Source organism: Pirellulales bacterium (genome assembly GCA_036267355.1).
Taxonomy (GTDB): domain Bacteria; phylum Planctomycetota; class Planctomycetia; order Pirellulales; family DATAWG01; genus DATAWG01.
Window position 1 is genome coordinate 1 of record DATAWG010000075.1, and the last position, 17,071, is coordinate 17,071.

A 17,071-nucleotide genomic window follows, 5' to 3' on the forward strand; every position below is an offset into this window, starting at 1 on the left:
ACGTCGGCCGCCGCTGGGCCGCGTCCCGCTTGTCGTTCGAACCACCTCTCGTCGCTTCCATACCTGTTCTACGACGAGAATCCTGCTAGCAGGTTAAGCTAGCATCCAAGAATTTCCCCGAGGCGGTAAACAATTACCGAGGAAGTAGCCAGCCGCTCCGACCTTCTTGATCGGTGCCTGATTGTATGGCTGCCCGCGATTCCTGAAGACCGCCGGCGCGCTGAAGCCGAACTGCTGGCGGCCTACGACCGAGTGCGACCGAAGATTCTAGGCGCACTTCTTGACGCCGTCTCCACGGCGCTGCGCCGGCTGCCATCCGTCAAATTGCCAGGGCTGCCCCGCACGGCCGACTTCGCTCTCTGGGCGACGGCCGCCGAGACGTCGTTCGGCTGGGATTCGGGGACTTTCATCGCCGCCTATCACGGCAACCGTGAATCGGCAAATGAGGTCGCCTTGGAGGCTTCATCGGTCGCACGGCCCCTACTCGATCTGCTCGATGAGCAGGAACAGTGGTCGGGGACGGCAAGCGAACTGCTCATCGCCCTCGAACCCAAGGTGACTGATCAGGTCAAACGACAAAATGGTTGGCCCAAGAACGGCCGGTCGATGTCTGGGCACCTGAAGCGTTTGTCGCCAAACCTCCGGGCGGCCGGCTGGCAGGTTGACTTTCACCGCGAAGCCAAACAACGAGTGGTGACGATCCAACGTGCCCAGGACACTGCGTCAGCGAGCCCCATACCGTCATGGGGTGATAGCGATCAGCCGGTGCAAACCGATGCGGATAGCGGTGATCTGGCGCCGCTGACGCAAATGACGGTAATGACACGATGGCCGAAGAACCCGAATGGGAAGAGGGACAACTATGACCACCGATGACTTGCTGATGCGGCTCAACGATCGGAACGTGAACCTCTATTTGGACGGCGGGCGGCTCTGCTTTCGGGCAGCACGAGGCGTGTTGACCGGCGAGCTTCGGCAAGCCGTTGCGGCGCATCGCGAGGAGATCATTCGCCGCTTGGCGACCGAATCGAAGGCCGCGCCGACCGCCCGGTGCAACGGATATTGCGACCCGCGGCACTGGGCGGACGAACCGGTAAGCCGCCGTCTGATTCGGACGACCTGCGGCCAGTTCGGGCGATTTATCGGATACCGGCGCGAGCAAGTTGCTTGAACCCTGTGGTAGAACGAGGTAACTGTGTGTCCTGGCGTGCCCACGCCGGGCGCGAATTCGGAGAAACGAAAACATGGCCAGCCTGTACAAGAAACCGATCGTGGTGACCGACCCGAAGGCCGGGAAGAGGGTCAAAGCGAAGTCCAAGAAATGGTGGGGCCGCTACCGCGATGAGAACGGCCAAGAGAAGCGGGTGCCGCTTGCTACGGACAAGACTGCCGCTCAGGCAATGCTGAGCGCCTTGGTCAAGAAGATGGAGTTCAAGGCCGCCGGCCTGCACACCGGATTTGAGGAGCACCACAAGCGGAAAATCGACGTGCATGTGGAAGATTTCGAGAAGTATCTCAGGAACAAGGGGTCCACGCAGGATTACGTGGATCGAACGGAGGCCCAGATCACGGCCGTCCTCGAGGCGACAAAGGTGACCCGCATCGTGGAAATCAGCGCCAGCCGCGTTCAGGCCTACCTCGGCGAGCTGCGGCAGAAGGACTTCGGCATTACGACGGTCAATCACTATCTGCGGGCGATCAAGATGTTTACCCGCTGGTTGGTCCGCGACCACCGAACTGACGACGACCGGTTGGCCCACTTGTCGCAAATGAACGCCGACACCGATCGCCGTCGCATTCGCCGGCCGCTGTCGCCCGACGAGTTCGATTGGCTGCTGCGGATAACGGAGACGGCGCCGCCGCTCCACAGTCTATCCGGCAGGGACCGGGCGATGTTGTACCTCATCGGGTGCTACACTGGCTTTCGGCGAAACGAGATTCGATCGGTTTGCCCGTCGTCGTTCAGTTTTACGTCTGACCCGCCCACGCTTACAATTCAGGCGGGTTATTCCAAGAGACGGCGGCAGGACGTAATTCCTCTGCGAGCAGACCTCGCCTCGCGGCTGGAAGAGTGGATTGCCGAGAAGGCGCTGCCGTCGCCGTGCGACTCGCTGATCACAGCCCGGCTGCAACGGACGGCGGAAATGTTGCGGGCCGACCTGGATCGAGCCCGGCTAGCGTGGATCAAGGAGGCAACGACCGAGGCGGAAAAGGAAGCTCGCAAGGAATCGCAGTTCTTGCTGGAAACCAACCAAACGGGCCACGTGGTCGATTTCCACGCCCTCCGGAAAACGTTTATCACGAACCTGACCCGCTCCGGCGTTGCTCCCAAGACGGCCCAAATGCTGGCTCGGCATTCGAGTATCGACCTCACCATGAACACGTATACGATGCTGGGCGTTATGGACCAAGCGGCGGCTGTCGAGGCCTTGCCGCCCATTCCCAATCGCAAACGTGGCGACGAGCCCCAGCGGCTTCGGGCCACCGGCACGGACGGAAAACTCAACCCCGATCAACCGCAGAAAAAGGTGCCCACTATGGTGCCAAGAGGTGCCGAAAATGGTGCCGTCGAGCCCGCGCCGAACGGGTTGCGAGTTGCACCGGATTGCACGGAGGACGCGCCGAAACAGGGCAAGCGAGCGCAGCGCAAGAACGCGAAAAACCCCGAACAAAACGGGGATTTTCGCGCTGCGTCGCCGCGGACTGCATCGCGTTGCATCAATGGCCGAGGCGGGGATCGAACCCGCACGGGGATTACTCCCCACGGGATTTTAAGTCCCGTGCGTCTGCCTATTCCGCCACTCGGCCGCGGCGACTAGATTGTGCCATTTTGATTGCTTCCAGGTCGGCATTCGACGGGGCGGTCTCGCTGGGGACTTGGCGATCGCCGCGGATTGAATCATAGTCGACCACAGCGATCGTGGCGAGAACTTCTCGCGACCGGAAAGAGCTCCATGGCTGCGTGGCCGCGGATCGCTTGTTCAGGCTGGAAATCGGCCGATCATCTCGTGCTCGACCATCGCTGCCGAAGCACAAGGTGGGATCGTTAATGCGGCCGGAGAATTGTTTGACCGTCTCGTTTTCAGTAGATAATGGTGAGCGATGCGCCCCCGCGGGGCGGACGCTGCTCCGACCGATTTCTCGCTACCAAACCGAATGCCTGATCTATCGTCGGCCGCCGATGCGCCGGAATGGGAGCAGCTCGAGGCCGCGGTGCATGCGTGGTGCTTGGATGCCGGTCACCCGGCGGCGGGAATTCTGTGCCGGCGGAGCTCGGACTGGATCGATCCGGCAGAGCTTGAACAGCTCGATCGATTCGGTTGGTCGGGCCACCGTTTGTCGGGCGGCGAATTGCCGGTCATTCAGTCGTCGCGAACTGAACAGTTGCGGCAAACACGCTTGACGGCGCGGGCCCTCGTGCGCGTCGTGCTTTCGCACCATGCCGGCATCCATCCGGCGTCATGGCGGCTTGTTTTCGGAACGCACGGCAAGCCGGCCATCGCCGCGCCGGCGGGCCTCGAATCGCTTCATTTCAACCTGACCCACACCGAAGGGCTTTTGATCTGCGCAGTCAGTCGCGCGGGCGATATCGGAGTCGATGCCGAAGTGAATTCGCGGCCGGTCGACATCGAGCAAGTTGCCCGCCATTTCTTTTCGTCGCGAGAGCAACAGCGGTTGGCCGAGTTGCCGCCAGCAGTCCGGACGAATGGCTTTTTCGAACAATGGGTTTTGAAAGAGGCATATCTCAAGGGGCTCGGCAGTGGGCTAACCCAGTCGCCCGAAAGCTTCACCGTTGAGCGCGACGGGGATGGCCGGCCGATCGGGCACGACAACTGGCAATTGAGTTTAGCCCGGCCGACGCCGCGTCATATCGCGGCGATTGCCGTGCGACCGCAACGGCCGGAACCGATTCGCATCGTTTGGCGGGAAGCGAGTGGCTTGGTTGGCCAAGCTGATGAATGCTAGCATATCGGGCGTGTTCGATTCGTTCGAGCCATTCGCGCGGCAGTGCCGAAGTGGTGTTCCACGTCTAGTGGCGGATTGGTATTGTGGCGCCCCGCTATTTGAGCCTGCCGACCGATCCGCCAAGATCCGGGCCAATGTCTGACGCTGCCGCTCCCGCCGTGCTGCCATTCCATCCGCTCGAAACTGGGCATCGCAGCCCGCTACGGGTGTGGTTGCCTGCGGCGCTCGTCTTGGCGGGTTTTGCGGCGTTGCCGTTCGATTTGCCGTTGGCGCGATGGATCGATGCCGGCCATTTCCCGCGCGACTTGGGCCGCTTGCTCCACTTGGCCGAGGTCTACGCGCATGGTTTCGGCGTTGGGGCGATCTTGCTTACGGCGCTGGTGCTGGATTGGCGGCGGCGGACATTGTTTCCGCGCGCCGCGACGACGGTGGTGGTTGCCGGTTTGCTTGCGAATCTGTTGAAGTTGTCGCTGGCCCGAACTCGGCCGCACGCGTTTTCGCTGGGCGGAAATGTCTGGCAAACCTTCGGCCACTGGCTTCCGCTGAATCATGTGGGGAGCGACCTGGAGAGCTTTCCGTCGGGCCACATGGCCGCGGCCGCGGCACTTTCGGCGGTGTTGATATGGCTCTATCCGCGTGGCCGATGGTTGTTTGTCGGCTTTGCGTTGCTGGCCGGCGGGCAGCGTCTTTATAGCGCGGCGCATTTCTTGAGCGACGTGGCCTGGGGCGCGGCGGTTGGAACGTTCGCCGCCAGCCTCTTCTTGCCCGGCGGCTGGTTAAAAGGTTTCGACCGTCTGGAACCTTATCTAATGCGGCGTTGGAGCGCCGAGCCCGAGGCGGCCGGCGACCCGAACGACCGCCGCTGGGCGGCACCTTAGGCGCGGCCGACCCAGGCCTCCGCCGCTGGCGCGGCTCCGGCCTAGGCTGCCAGAATCGGCCTTTCAGGCCGAGAACCTTTCACGTTGCCCTCGGACGAATATCGTGGGTAATGCGAAGCTGCCCTGAGCGGGCCTTTTGGCGCGCGAGAAGCTTCTTCCGCCAATTCGAGTGCCACTACCCGCCGGCGCGGCCGCTTGACTTTGAATTACCACCGTCATATTATGGTGCCGGCGCGGGTCGAAGCCGCAAGCGAGCGATTGAGTTCGGGATCGTGCGGGGATACTCGCCAACTTGCAAAGCAATTTGCGATCGCGCACGGATCTCCTGGCGCACGGAACCGGTTTCAAAAATTGTCCGCGGGGGTCTGGGGAGAGGGGGACAGACCCCTTTTGCTCCGAAGACTCCGCAAAAGGGGTCAGTCCCCGACGATTTCGGGGACCGGCCGGGAGATCGAGGAGCCTTGCGATTTTAGCCCCTCCGGGCATTTGCGGGAAAACGATCGGGAAAACCATGCGCTACACAAGCGATCACAAGCGGCAAACGCACGAGCGGATCGTCGCCGAGGCAAGCCGGCTGTTCCGGGAAGAAGGATACAAGGGTTCGAGCGTCGATGCGGTCATGCAGGCCGCGCAGCTCACTCCGGGCGGCTTCTATGCCCACTTCGAAGATAAAGACGCCCTGCTGGCCGAGGTTCTCGAATCCTGCATTTTGCGGCAAGGGCGCCGGCTCGCCGCCGACGCCCCGCTGGCCGAGGGCTCGTTCGAGGATTGGATCGACTACTACCTGAGCACCGGCCATTTGAATCGGCCGGGCAGCGGTTGCCCCCTGCCCTCGTTGACTTCCGAGATCGCTCGGCAGCCGGCGAAGGTTCGCAGGGCGTTTACGGAAGCCATGCGATTGCGGCTGGCGGAATTGTCGCGCGCCGCGCCGGGCGACACCGAGGAGATTCGCAGCGAGCGAGCGATCGCGACGTTGGCAAGCGTGATGGGAGCCGTGACGCTGGCTCGCGCCCTCGATGATCCGTCACTAGGCGATCGGATTCTACGGACCGTGCGGGGCGCGGTTCTTGCGCAACTCGGTCTGCCGCAAGAAACACCGCAAGAAACGCCGCAGATAAAGCCGCAGATAAAGCCGCAGGAGGAATCGGCGGCGAGCGGCGACCTGGCTGACGGTGCCGGCTCACAGGCTGGTCCGGCGCGGAAGAAACGAAAGCCGTCGCGACGGTCGCCGGCTGCGACCGAATAAACGAAGCACCGCAGAGCCCGCGGCACACGCTTACAGGCGATGGCTTGGCGCACGGCTCGATTTGCGGAAGCGTTTTTCAGAAAGCGGATTGCCATGTGGATCGTTCGACTTGCACTGCGGCGGCCGTACACGTTTGTCGTGATGGCAATGTTGATTGCCATCCTCGGCGTGGTGACGATCGTTCGCATGCCGACCGATATTTTCCCAGAAATCCAGATTCCCGTGATCTCGGTGATCTGGAACTATACCGGCATCTCGCCCGACGATATGGAAACGCGCATCGTCGGCAGCTTCGAGCGGATCGTCGTTTCCACCGTGAGCGGGATCGAGCACATCGAAAGCCAGTCGCTCAACGGCGTTGCCGTGGTCAAGATTTTCTTGCAGCCCGGCGCGGATATCGACGGGGCGATTTCGCAAACCACTTCGAGCGCCGAAGCGGCGCTGAAGACGATGCCGCCCGGCATCTTTCCACCGCTGGTTTTGAAATACAGCGCTTCGAATGTGCCGATTCTGCAAGTCTCGCTTGGGAGCGATAGCCTCTCGGAACAGCAATTGTTCGATCTGGCCACGAACAGTCTTCGTCCCGGCATGGCCACCGTGCCCGGGGCTCAGATTCCGTATCCCTACGGCGGCAAAGTGCGGCAGATCATGGTCGATATCGACCCGGAAAAGCTGGTCGCTTTCAACGTCTCCGCCGCCGATGTGTCGAATGCGATCAACGCTCAAAACCTGATCCTGCCGGCAGGCACCGCGAAGATCGGGCAACAGGAATACAACGTGCGGCTCAACAGCAGCCCGACCGCGGTTGCCGCCATCGGCGATTTGCCGATCAAGACCATCGGCCTGCGGACGATCTATATCCGCGACGTGGCCCACGTGCGCGACGGTTTCACGCCGCAAACCAATGTGGTGCACGTCGATGGCCACCGCGGCGTGTTGCAGCCGATCTTGAAGTCGGGCGCTTCGACGCTCGACATCGTCAGCGGCGTGAAGGCACGGCTGCCGTCGCTCTTGAAGACGATGCCCGAATCGCTCAAGGTGTCGCTCCTGGGCGATCAATCGATTTTCGTCCGCGCGGCGGTGAACGGCGTGATCAAGGAGGCTGCCATCGCGGCCGGGCTGACGGGGTTGATGATCCTGCTGTTTCTCGGCTCGTGGCGAAGCACGCTGATCGTGGTGATTTCGATTCCGCTGTCGATCTTGGTGTCGATCATCGTGCTCAGTTTTCTGGGGCACACGCTCAACGTGATGACCCTCGGCGGAATGGCGCTGGCGGTGGGAATTCTGGTCGACGACGCCACGGTCGAGATCGAAAACATCCATCGCAATCTGCACCAGGGCAAGCATCTGGTCGAGGCGATTCTCGACGGAGCGGCGCAAATCGCCGTGCCGGCCTTTGTTTCCACGCTCTGCATCTGCATCGTGTTCGTGCCGGTGGTGTTTATCAGCGGGGCGGCGAAGTCGCTCTTCACGCCGATGGCCATGGCCGTGGTGTTCGCGATGATGACGAGCTATTTGCTGAGCCGAACGCTCGTGCCCACGATGGTACACTTCCTGCTGGCCCGCGAAGTCGAACTCTATGGCGGCGAGCCGGAAAAGGGCGCCGAGCATGTTGCGGTCAAGAAGAACGCCTTGTGGCGATTCCACGAGACGTTCGATCGGCAATTCGATCGGTTGCGAGATTTCTATGGCAATTGCCTTGCCTGGGCGCTCGCGAATCGAGCCGCGGTGGTCGGCGTTTTCGTGATTTTCGTCGCCCTGTCGGCCGGACTGTTTCCGATGATCGGGCGCGATTTCTTTCCGTCGGTCGACTCGGGTCAGATTCGCATGCACGTGCGAGCGCCGGCCGGCACCCGGATCGAAGAAACCGAGCGTTATTTCGCCCGTGTCGCCGAGGTGATCCGGCAGGTGATTCCGCCGAAAGAAATCAAAACGCTGATCGACAACATCGGCATACCGAATAGCGGCATCAATCTTTCGCTCAGCGACGGGGCATTGATGTCGGCCGCCGACGGCGAAATTCTGGTGACGCTCACGGAAGGCCACCGCCCGACGCCCGACTACGTGCGCGGATTGCGCAAAACATTGACCGACAAATTCCCCGATCTCACGTTCTTCTTCTCGCCTCCCGACATCGTAACGCAGGTGCTCAATTTCGGATTGCCAGCCCCGATCGACGTACAGTTGGTCGGCCCGCGCGGCAATATGATGAAGAACTACGAGATCGCTCGCCAACTGCGCAAGCGGGTGTCGGAAATACCCGGCGCGGTCGATGCTCATTTGCAGCAAGTGCCGCTCACGCCCGAACTGCAAGTGACGGCCGATCGCACGCTATTGAATCAATTCAAGCTGACGCAAAGCGATATCGCCAACGATCTGTTGGTCTCGCTCAGTTCGAGCGGTCAGACGGCCCCGAATTTCTGGCTCGATCCGAAAACCGGCGTGCAATATCCGCTCGCGGTGCAAACGCCGCAGTATAAGATCGACTCGATCAACGCGCTGGAAAGCACCCCGGTCAGCACCCCCACGAATCCGATTCCGCAACTCCTGGCCAACGTCGCCGGCGTGAGCCATCGATTGGGGCCGACCAACGTTACGCATTACAACGTGGCCGTCAGCTTCGACGTGCTGGCAAGCGTGCAAGACACCGATCTGGGGCGCGTCGCCAGCGCGATTGACAAATTGGTCGACGAGGTTCGGCCGACGCTGCCGCGTGGCACGACCGTCGTGGTTCGCGGCCAGGTGCAAACGATGAACACGTCGTTCGAAGGGCTCGGCTTTGGACTGATATTTGCCGTGCTGCTGGTCTACCTGTTGATGGTCGTGAATTTTCAATCGTGGATCGATCCGCTGATTATCTTGATGGCGTTGCCCGGGGCATTGTGCGGAATCTTGTGGATGCTGTTTGTCACCGGCACGACCGTGAATGTGCCGTCGCTGATGGGGGCGATCATGTGCATTGGCGTGGCCACGGCGAATTCGATCTTGCTGATCACGTTTGCCAACGACCAGCGCAAGCTCGGCAAAGACGCCCACGATGCGGCGTGGGCGGCGGGTGTCACGCGACTCCGGCCGGTGATCATGACCGCCCTGGCGATGATCATCGGCATGTTGCCAATGTCGTTTGGATTCGGCGAAGGGGGCGAGCAGAATGCGCCGCTGGCCCGAGCCGTGATCGGAGGCTTGATGATGGCCACATTTGCCACGCTGTTTTTCGTGCCCCTCGTTTATAGCACGCTGCGCAAGGCGACGCCGCATGCGACCTTGGATTTAGAAAGCATCGAACACTATGGCAAGTGAGCCCATAATCAGTCACAAACCCTCGGTTCCTTCTTCCGATCCGACGGAAGGAAACGGCCACGGCGCGCCGGCAGCCCACGGCGCGCCGGCAGCCCACGGCGCGCCGGCTCACGGCGCGCCGACTCATGGCTCGCCGCCAAACGGCTCGCCGCCAAACGGCGCCGGCCACGCGGCGCGGCAACAGCCGGCCGCACACGGTGCGCGCGTGAACGATGAAATCGGCGCCCCACCGGCCGCGCCGCATCCGAGCCGCTTTGCCCTGCTGCTGCTGGCCGGCTGCACGCTTGCCGTCTTGGCCGCGCTCTTCTTCTTCGGCCTCTTGCCAAGGCTGCACGAAGAAAACGTGCTGGCGGAGAATGCCGAGCAAATCACGACCGCGTTGCCGCGAGTGTCGGTCGGCAGTCCGAAGCAGTCGGCGGCAATTGTCGAAGTGCAATTGCCTGGCAATGTCGAGGCCCTGCAAGAAACGACCGTTTATCCGCGCACCAGCGGCTATTTGAAAAACTGGCTCGTCGATATCGGCGACGATGTGAAGGCGGGGCAATTGCTGGCCGTGATCGACACCCCCGACGTCGACCAGCAACTCGACAAGGCAAAGGCCACCTTGAGCCAATTGCGGGCTCAGCAAATTCGGGCGGAATCCGATCTAAGGCTCGCGGATACGACGCTGGTGCGCTATCAATCGCTCGATCGCGACAACGCCGTCAGCAAGCTCGAGCTCGATCAGCGCCGCAGCGCCGCGGAAACGGCCCGATCGGCGCTTGCCGCGGCGCAGGCGAACGTCGTGGGCGGGCAAGCCGACGTCGATCGGCTGACGACGCTGCAAGATTTCTCCCGCGTCTACGCCCCGTTCGCCGGCACGATCACGGCCCGCAACATCGAAGTCGGCCAACTGCTCACCGATGGCAACGGCGCGAGCCAATCGCTATTTCATATCGCCAAGACGAATCCGGTGCGCGTGTTCGTCAACGTGCCGCAGATTTATTCGCCGGGCGTCAAGGTGGGGCTCGAAGCGGAACTCGTCGTGCGTGAAATGCCGCATCGCAAATTCGTCGGCAAAGTCACGCGCACCGCTCGTGCTCTCGACCCCGCCACCCGTACGCTGCTCACGGAAATCGAAGTTCCCAACGACGATCGGGCCCTGCTCACGAATGCCTATGTGCAGGTGCGGATGCGCGTGGCCCGCGACGATCCGCCGCTTTTGATTCCGCCTGCGGCACTGGTTTACAACGCGGACGGAACTCGCGTGGCGGTGCTCGATTCGAGCGCGCATGTCCATTTTCAACCCGTCGAAGTCGAAGGGGATTTTGGCTCCGAGGTGGGCATCTCGTCCGGTTTGACGGCGCAAGACCGCATCGTCACCAATCCCGGCGCCCGGCTGGCCGACGGCGAAGCGGTGCAGGTCGACGCGCCGAAGGCCGCCGACAAAGCCGAGCCCATCGCGAAATCGGATTCGCATTAAAGGCTGCACAAGAATACGCTCGCTTCCACGTTCGTCCCTCGCTGGCGCTTCGGGCTAGTATTCGCTTGGGCATCGCGCACGCTAGCCCGAAGCGTTAGCGAGCGACGCACGGCGATCGGCGATCCAGTTCTCCCGCACACGATTGCAGCCAACACGCCGGCAAATCTTGGTAGAATGCCGGTCGTGCGTCGCGTGCAATCCAGGAGGAATATCCATGGCCACGCTTGTTACCGATCCCGGACTTGAACGGCAAATCCGCGCGCAGCGCGCGGAATGGGGCGGCGACCGCTACGACGAAGTTTGGGAGGGCACCTACTTGATGAACCCATCGCCGAATCTCGAACACGCGGAAATCCAAGCGGGACTTTCAACCGCATTTCGCCTCGTCCTCGGACTTTTGCATCCGGCCAAGGTCTATCCGGGCATCAATGTCAGCGATCGAGCCGACGATTGGACGAAGAATTATCGCTGCCCGGATGTGGTGGTGATCTTTCCCACGAACCCCGGCCGCGACTGCGGCGCTTATTTTCTTGGCGGCCCCGACCTGCTGGTGGAGATTCTCGGTCCTTACGATCCGAGCCGCGAAAAGATCGCATTTTACGAGCGGATCGGCGTGCGCGAGCTGTTGATCGTCGATCGCGATCCGTGGCGACTGGAGTTGCACCGGCTGCGCAACGGCAAACTGCAATTGGTCGGCCGAGCCGAGCTCGAAGCGGCCGACGTATTGGCGAGCGATGTGTTGCCGGTGTCGCTGCGGTTGGTGAGCGGCGCGGAGCGGCCGAGAATCGAAGTGCGCCATGCCGATGGCGCCCAACAATGGCTCGCCTGATGGCTGATGTTCAGCGCGATCGGTGTCACCGCGATCGGTATGGTGGAATCGGCGGTGGCGGCGGCGGCAATTCGGGGAGCTCGGCGAGATAAACGCTCGAGGCCCCATTCATCCACGCGAAGTAGGGATCGATCCGCTTCGGCCAAAGCAGCCGAGAGCAAATAACGCCGTAAATCGCCCCGCCGATGATCAGCCCGCAGCCGGCCAGAATTGTCGGCCAGCCAAAGTCTTGCGTCTGACGATCGTCGAGCAAGCATGCGCCGTAAATGATTGCGCCGATTCCGCCGAAGAACAGCAGCCACGCGACCAGTAGAATGCGGTTCCGCTGCGCCCGATGTCGCCGGCAAACGCCGGTTTGCAAAACGACGCTTTGGCGAACGATCATGCTCACGATAATGAAAATGATCGGGCTGATGATCAGGATATAGAGCCACGGGCTGTGCCAATAGTGAGTTTGCCGCTTTCGCCGGCCGGCCATCGGCTCGTTGCATTTGACGCAACGATCCGGGAGCAGGCTCCCCTTTCGCACGACAAGCAAATTGGCCTCGCGCCATACGCCGTCGGCAAACGGACCGGACTCCGTCTCCGGCACAAGACTGGCAACCGGCGCAGCGTAAGGATTCAGATTTTCCTCGGACATGATAGCCCCGGCAGAATGCAAATGAGATGCGACGGACGGAATGCCCGTAAGCGGGCGGCTGCGTTCGCGCGTCTGCCACTGGTGTCGTGTGCCACTGGCGTCGCGTCGTGTGCCACTGGCAAGCGCAGTCTGCCAGTGTGGGCGCAATAACCTGCCGCTTCGCCGACCCTGGCTTATTTTATAATCCGTATCGGGCATCGCAAGCAAATTTCTCGCGCGATCGCAATTCGGAAGCTTCTCGAATTGGATTTTGCTTGCGACGAATTTCTTCGGGAATCAGCGAGATGAGGCCTGTTCGCCCCGCCGGCACTGGCCGACTGCGCTGGCCAGTGGCACACCGTCACCGGCGAGGGGCACAACGGTCCCAGGCCAAGTGGCACACCGTCACCGGCGAGTCGCGCACCGGTTGTCAGCATGGCCCGGCCCTGCGAATATAATGGAGCCTGACACGGCTAAGGATCGAGCGAAAAATAACTTCTCCCAACCACCCTCTCCCCTTGCGGGAGAGGGCAGGGTGAGGGGTTTCAAACAATCGGAAGTTATTTTTCGGTCGATCCTGACTGAAATCCGAATTCGCAGAGATTTGCAATGCAACCCTATCACGGGCATTATTTTCCGCTGGCTTGGCCGTTTCTGCTTGGCCTATTTCTGCTGCTCGGATTTCTGATCGCGATGGTGGAGATCGGAATTCTCCGCTATGCGTATGAAAAAATCGGCATCACGCGGCGATCGGCGTTTTTGCTGCTGCTGCTCTCCTTGTTCGGCAGCTACGTGAATATTCCCGTGGCGCGGTTTCCGCCGGAGCATGTCGAATCGGATAAGGATGTTTGGTTCGCGGGAATGCACTACATCATTCCGGCCGTTCAGGATTGGCCGGGTACGATCATTGCGATCAACGTCGGCGGGGCCCTGATTCCGACGCTGCTGTCGCTGTACCTCGTCGTCAAAAACAGCATCTACATTCGCAGCGTGATCGGCGTGGCGGCGGTGGCTTGGATCGTGCATCAATTTGCCCAGCCCGTGAAGGGACTGGGGATCAGCGTGCCGATGTACGTTCCGCCGATCGCGGCCGTGGTGACGGCGATGATTCTTTCCTGGCGGAATGCGGCGCCGCTGGGCTACATCGTGGGAAGCCTTGGCACTTTGATCGGCGCCGATTTGATGAATCTCGAGCGGGTTCGCGGCCTTGGCGCGCCGGTGGCGTCGATCGGTGGAGCGGGCACGTTCGACGGCGTGTTTCTGGCCGGCATCATTGCGGTGCTGCTGGCGCCGACCGTGAGCCACACGATCAGCAAAACCACGCAAACGCCGGAGCAAACTGCCGAGCCGGAGCCGCCGCGCGATGCCGGTTATTGACGCGTTCTATTCCCTTTGGCTTGTCGGCCAACGACGTCGACTCGCAGCGCCGCACTGGCCGATTGCGCTGGCCAGTGGCACGCCGCCGTCCGTGAGCCCCGTCCATTCAGCATCGGCCGCAGATTCGGAACCGCTCAGCGCTGCCCGCCGCCTTGCTTCCACCACGGATGCGCTTTGACCGCCGCGGCGAAATTTTCCAACTCGCCATAGTTGTTCTGCCACGTGGTGTACATCACGGCATTGGCCGATGGCACCTTCGCCGCCGAATCGAGCCAAGCCCGCAGGTCCGAAAGCGGCGCGTCGTAGTAGCCGGCGATCAACAGCGAATGGCCTCGATCGGCGAAGAACTTCAGGCTTTCATCGCGATGGCCGAAATTCCAGTCCGCCACGTGAACGCTTGGATCCAGCCCTTTCCACGAGCCGATCAGGCTGCCGTTGACGAGGTAATAGTTTTTCACGGCATTGTGGTGTGGATCGAACATGTCGCTCCAGGCATACACCTCGCCTCCGGGGTTCACGTCGTGCAGAATCTGCGTGCAGGCTTTGACGTTGGCCGCCAGCAGCGGGCCGGCGTCGAGATGGCGGCGTTCGGAAGCCGCATCCCAATTGAAGATGCGGATCTCATCATGTTCCATGAAATAGGCCTTCGCCCCGAAAGCGGCGTGCATCCGCCGGGCCTGATCGCGCAGCAGTTCCATCGTCTTCGGCTCCGAAAGCGCGATCATCACCGACCCGCCGTAAATGATCATCGGATGATAATACGACACCCGCAGCCGCGTGCCGTCGGGAAGCTTCGCATGGATCGTCGGCGGTGCGTGATACAAATCGTATTCGCCCGGGTAAGGATTGTTGCCCAGATGCGGATCGACGACTCGTTCGAAATCGGTCCCTTCCACGAGCGCCGCGCCGGGCGTCGCCGAGCCGCCGACGGATGAATCGTCGTGGCGAACCGTCAGCGGCGCTCCAGGCCGCCGCAACACGTTCAATAGCCCGACCTCTTCCAAATGCGCATCCTTGAACCACACCGAACCGCCGCCGCCGTTCCAACAGCCGAAGTAGACGTTCACCGCGTGATTGTCGAGCGAATTGAAAACGGTCCAATGCGTCGTCCAATCTTGCGTCGGCTTGACGCCAAGGTCGTTGTAATTCAGGTCCCGATCGTTGGCCAAAACCTTGATTTCCGGCGTGCCTTGAAAATCCTTGGTCTTGATCTGAACCGAAATGCGATATTGCCGGAACGGTGACACCTTCAGCGACTGCACGACCCGGCCGACTCGGCCTTTGAGCTCTTTCATGCGCGCCGCTCCGTCGTCTTCGGTGACCAAGTTGTCTTTCCAACTCCAACGCTTCAGATCGGATAGATTGCCCTGCGGAAAAGCAACCGGCGGATCGGCGACCACTCGCGCCTCGCCATTGTGGACCACGAACAATTGATCGCGCACCGGCAAACCCTCGGCCAGATTCGGATCGTGAAACAACAACGCGTTCGACCAGCCGATCGGAAACACCGCGGGCACCAGTTCCAAATGCAATTCGCCGGCGATCCGCTTCACACGGTCGACGTTTCGGAAATACTCGCGCGGCATGCGGTCCAAATTCGAAAACTTGCTGTCGCCGATGAGCACATGCGAGAAGCCGGCCTTGGCGGCACGGCGAAAGATGGTTTCCAATCGATCCACATTTTCGTTCACAAGCAAATTGGTCGGATAGTAGAGCCACAGTTGCTTCTGGCTGGCATGATCTTCGGCGAAGGCCCGCTTCGAGCCGATCGCCAACAATGCAAACAAGAAGATCGCGGCATGGACTTTTGCAAACCGCGTGAGCGCGGAACGATTGGGCATGGGAAACCTACGAGGGAGGGCTGGGCTGGGCATGGCGAAGGGGCGGACTATTCCACCAATGAAACATGCCGCCAGACCGAAGTCAACTGTAGCAGGCACACTCCGTGTGCCGTCTGCGTCCCGCGGTGCGTTGCCCGCCGAGCAGCGCCGACGGCACACGGAGTGTGCCTGCTACGTTAACGGCCAAGTCCGCGGCGCTGATATGCAAACGTCGCGATACGGCCACGGTGCTACCCGGCCCTGGCGAAGCCGGTGGCACCCGTTACGTAGCAGGCACACTCCGTGTGCCGTCTGCGTCCCGTGGTGCGCTGCCCGCCGAGCAGCGCCGACGGCACACGGAGTGTGCCTGCTACTTTGCCGCGTTCGCTTAATAGCGGATCACGCGGCGCATCAGCCAAGCGCCGGAGAACGCGAGAATGACATTGCCCATCCACACCGACCAGCCGGGCAGCGAGCCCCGTTTGGCCTGGTCGACGCCGAAGATCAAGAGCGGATAGTAGACGACCAGGATCGGGCAAAAACAGGCGAAAAAGCTGGTGAGAAAATCGCTGTTGCGCATGCGAATCGCCATCGGTGCGCCGATCAGCACGAAGAACAGGCAACTGAATCCGTTGGCCCAACGCCGCGAAGGTTCCATCAGCAGCCGGAACAACCGCGATTGTTCGTTCGTCATGTGCATCTGGTCGTCGGCCCAGCTTCGGCCGGTGAGTTGGCCGAAGTCGCCCGCGATCATTTCGCCCCCCGCATCGAGCGCCATTCGCGCGGCGTAGGCTTCGTTTTGCTGCTGCTGAATCTCGATTTCCTTGGAGATTCGATTGAGCGGCACGTCGGCTGGGCTTAAGCGTCCGCCGCGTTTGCTGGCCTCGTCGAGCGGCACGACGCGCTCGATGGCTTTGTCGGGAAAGAAGAAGCGGATTCCGCCGGCGTCGATCGTGCCGTTGTAGCAGACGAGCGTCAGTGTGTTGGCGACGAGATCGCTTTTCAACTCGGCCCATTCGCAGTTGATGGTGGCGGGCGAGCTGTCGTCGTTGGCCGCAAAGGTGAATGTCGGCTCGACAAGTTTCCGCCCATCGACGGCCTTGACGTTGATCGAAAACATCCGCGAGCTATAGGACCGTTGCTGTGCCAATCGCGAGTAGACGATTTCTTCGACCGACGCGATCACGACCCGCTTGGCCCCTTCGCGTCCCCAGCCCGACGCAACGTCGTTTAGCCAAACGGCGACGAGGCTCAGGAAAAACGCGAAGACGAACGTCGGCCACAAAATCGTCCAAGGCGAAATGCCTTGCGCCTTCACGGCCACGACTTCGTTTGTCGATGCCATCCGGCCGTAAACGCTGCAGGTCGCGAAGAGCACCGTGCCGGGCACGGCGAACCGCAAGGAATCGGGCAGGATGTAGGGGATCAACAGCAGAATCTGCTTCAGGCCCAACCCCTGCGAGTAAGCTTCCCGCACGACCCCCACCAGCACCATGAACAGGGTCATTCCCGTCAGAGCGATCAAGAACACCTTGATCAACTCGAACAGAACATAGCGGGTCAGGATGCGCATG

General features: G+C 61.4%; 12 protein-coding genes and 1 tRNA gene. 9 read left to right on the forward strand and 4 right to left on the reverse strand.

What is annotated here, in order from left to right; translation table 11 throughout:
• Positions 1-252: 252 nt before the first annotated feature.
• Positions 253-876, forward strand: a complete 624-nt coding sequence (locus VHX65_11680) for a hypothetical protein (protein ID HEX3999203.1) — start codon at positions 253-255, stop codon at positions 874-876.
• Positions 863-1,171 carry a hypothetical protein gene (locus VHX65_11685; protein ID HEX3999204.1) on the forward strand — a complete coding sequence of 103 codons (309 nt, stop codon included), beginning with the start codon at positions 863-865 and terminating at the stop codon, positions 1,169-1,171. The genes VHX65_11680 and VHX65_11685 overlap by 14 nt, the downstream gene beginning before the upstream one ends.
• A 1,551-nt stretch (positions 1,172-2,722) precedes the next feature.
• On the opposite strand, the gene VHX65_11690 is transcribed toward VHX65_11685, so the two are convergent.
• Positions 2,723-2,808, reverse strand: a tRNA-Leu gene (locus tag VHX65_11690).
• A gap of 348 nt (positions 2,809-3,156) precedes the next feature.
• Between VHX65_11690 and VHX65_11695 the strand changes: the two genes are divergently transcribed.
• The 6 genes from VHX65_11695 to VHX65_11720 all read left to right on the forward strand — a co-directional run bounded on the left by VHX65_11695 (position 3,157) and on the right by VHX65_11720 (position 11,681).
• The gene (locus VHX65_11695) at positions 3,157-3,966 is read left to right on the forward strand and encodes a 4'-phosphopantetheinyl transferase superfamily protein (protein ID HEX3999205.1); all 810 of its coding nucleotides are present in this window, start codon (positions 3,157-3,159) and stop codon (positions 3,964-3,966) included.
• Between the two features lie 134 nt (positions 3,967-4,100).
• Positions 4,101-4,844, forward strand: a complete 744-nt coding sequence (locus VHX65_11700) for a phosphatase PAP2 family protein (protein HEX3999206.1) — start codon at positions 4,101-4,103, stop codon at positions 4,842-4,844.
• A 511-nt stretch (positions 4,845-5,355) separates the two neighbouring features.
• The gene (locus VHX65_11705; protein ID HEX3999207.1) at positions 5,356-6,090 is read left to right on the forward strand and encodes a TetR/AcrR family transcriptional regulator; all 735 of its coding nucleotides are present in this window, start codon (positions 5,356-5,358) and stop codon (positions 6,088-6,090) included.
• Positions 6,091-6,183: 93 nt separating this feature from the next.
• Positions 6,184-9,390, forward strand: a complete 3,207-nt coding sequence (locus tag VHX65_11710; GenBank protein ID HEX3999208.1) for an efflux RND transporter permease subunit — start codon at positions 6,184-6,186, stop codon at positions 9,388-9,390.
• Positions 9,380-10,852 carry an efflux RND transporter periplasmic adaptor subunit gene (locus tag VHX65_11715; protein HEX3999209.1) on the forward strand — a complete coding sequence of 491 codons (1,473 nt, stop codon included), beginning with the start codon at positions 9,380-9,382 and terminating at the stop codon, positions 10,850-10,852. Before VHX65_11710 ends, VHX65_11715 begins: the two co-directional genes overlap by 11 nt.
• A 214-nt stretch (positions 10,853-11,066) precedes the next feature.
• Positions 11,067-11,681, forward strand: coding sequence for a Uma2 family endonuclease (locus VHX65_11720; GenBank protein HEX3999210.1), 615 nt, complete (start codon positions 11,067-11,069; stop codon positions 11,679-11,681).
• Positions 11,682-11,706: 25 nt separating this feature from the next.
• On the opposite strand, the gene VHX65_11725 is transcribed toward VHX65_11720, so the two are convergent.
• Positions 11,707-12,321: a hypothetical protein gene (locus VHX65_11725; protein ID HEX3999211.1), complete on the reverse strand. Its 615-nt coding sequence runs from the start codon at positions 12,319-12,321 to the stop codon at positions 11,707-11,709.
• A 588-nt stretch (positions 12,322-12,909) separates the two neighbouring features.
• On the opposite strand from VHX65_11725, the gene VHX65_11730 reads away from it, so the two are divergent.
• On the forward strand, positions 12,910-13,677 hold the full coding sequence (locus VHX65_11730; protein ID HEX3999212.1) for a DUF1614 domain-containing protein: 768 nt from the start codon (positions 12,910-12,912) through the stop codon (positions 13,675-13,677).
• A gap of 134 nt (positions 13,678-13,811) precedes the next feature.
• Here VHX65_11730 and VHX65_11735 read toward each other — a convergent pair whose 3' ends face one another.
• Together VHX65_11735 and VHX65_11740 are read right to left on the reverse strand one after the other, a co-directional pair.
• A complete protein-coding gene (locus VHX65_11735; protein ID HEX3999213.1) occupies positions 13,812-15,518 on the reverse strand; it encodes a hypothetical protein in 1,707 nt (568 codons plus the stop codon).
• Between the two features lie 367 nt (positions 15,519-15,885).
• The gene (locus VHX65_11740; protein ID HEX3999214.1) at positions 15,886-17,070 is read right to left on the reverse strand and encodes an LptF/LptG family permease; all 1,185 of its coding nucleotides are present in this window, start codon (positions 17,068-17,070) and stop codon (positions 15,886-15,888) included.
• Position 17,071 lies beyond the last annotated feature (1 nt).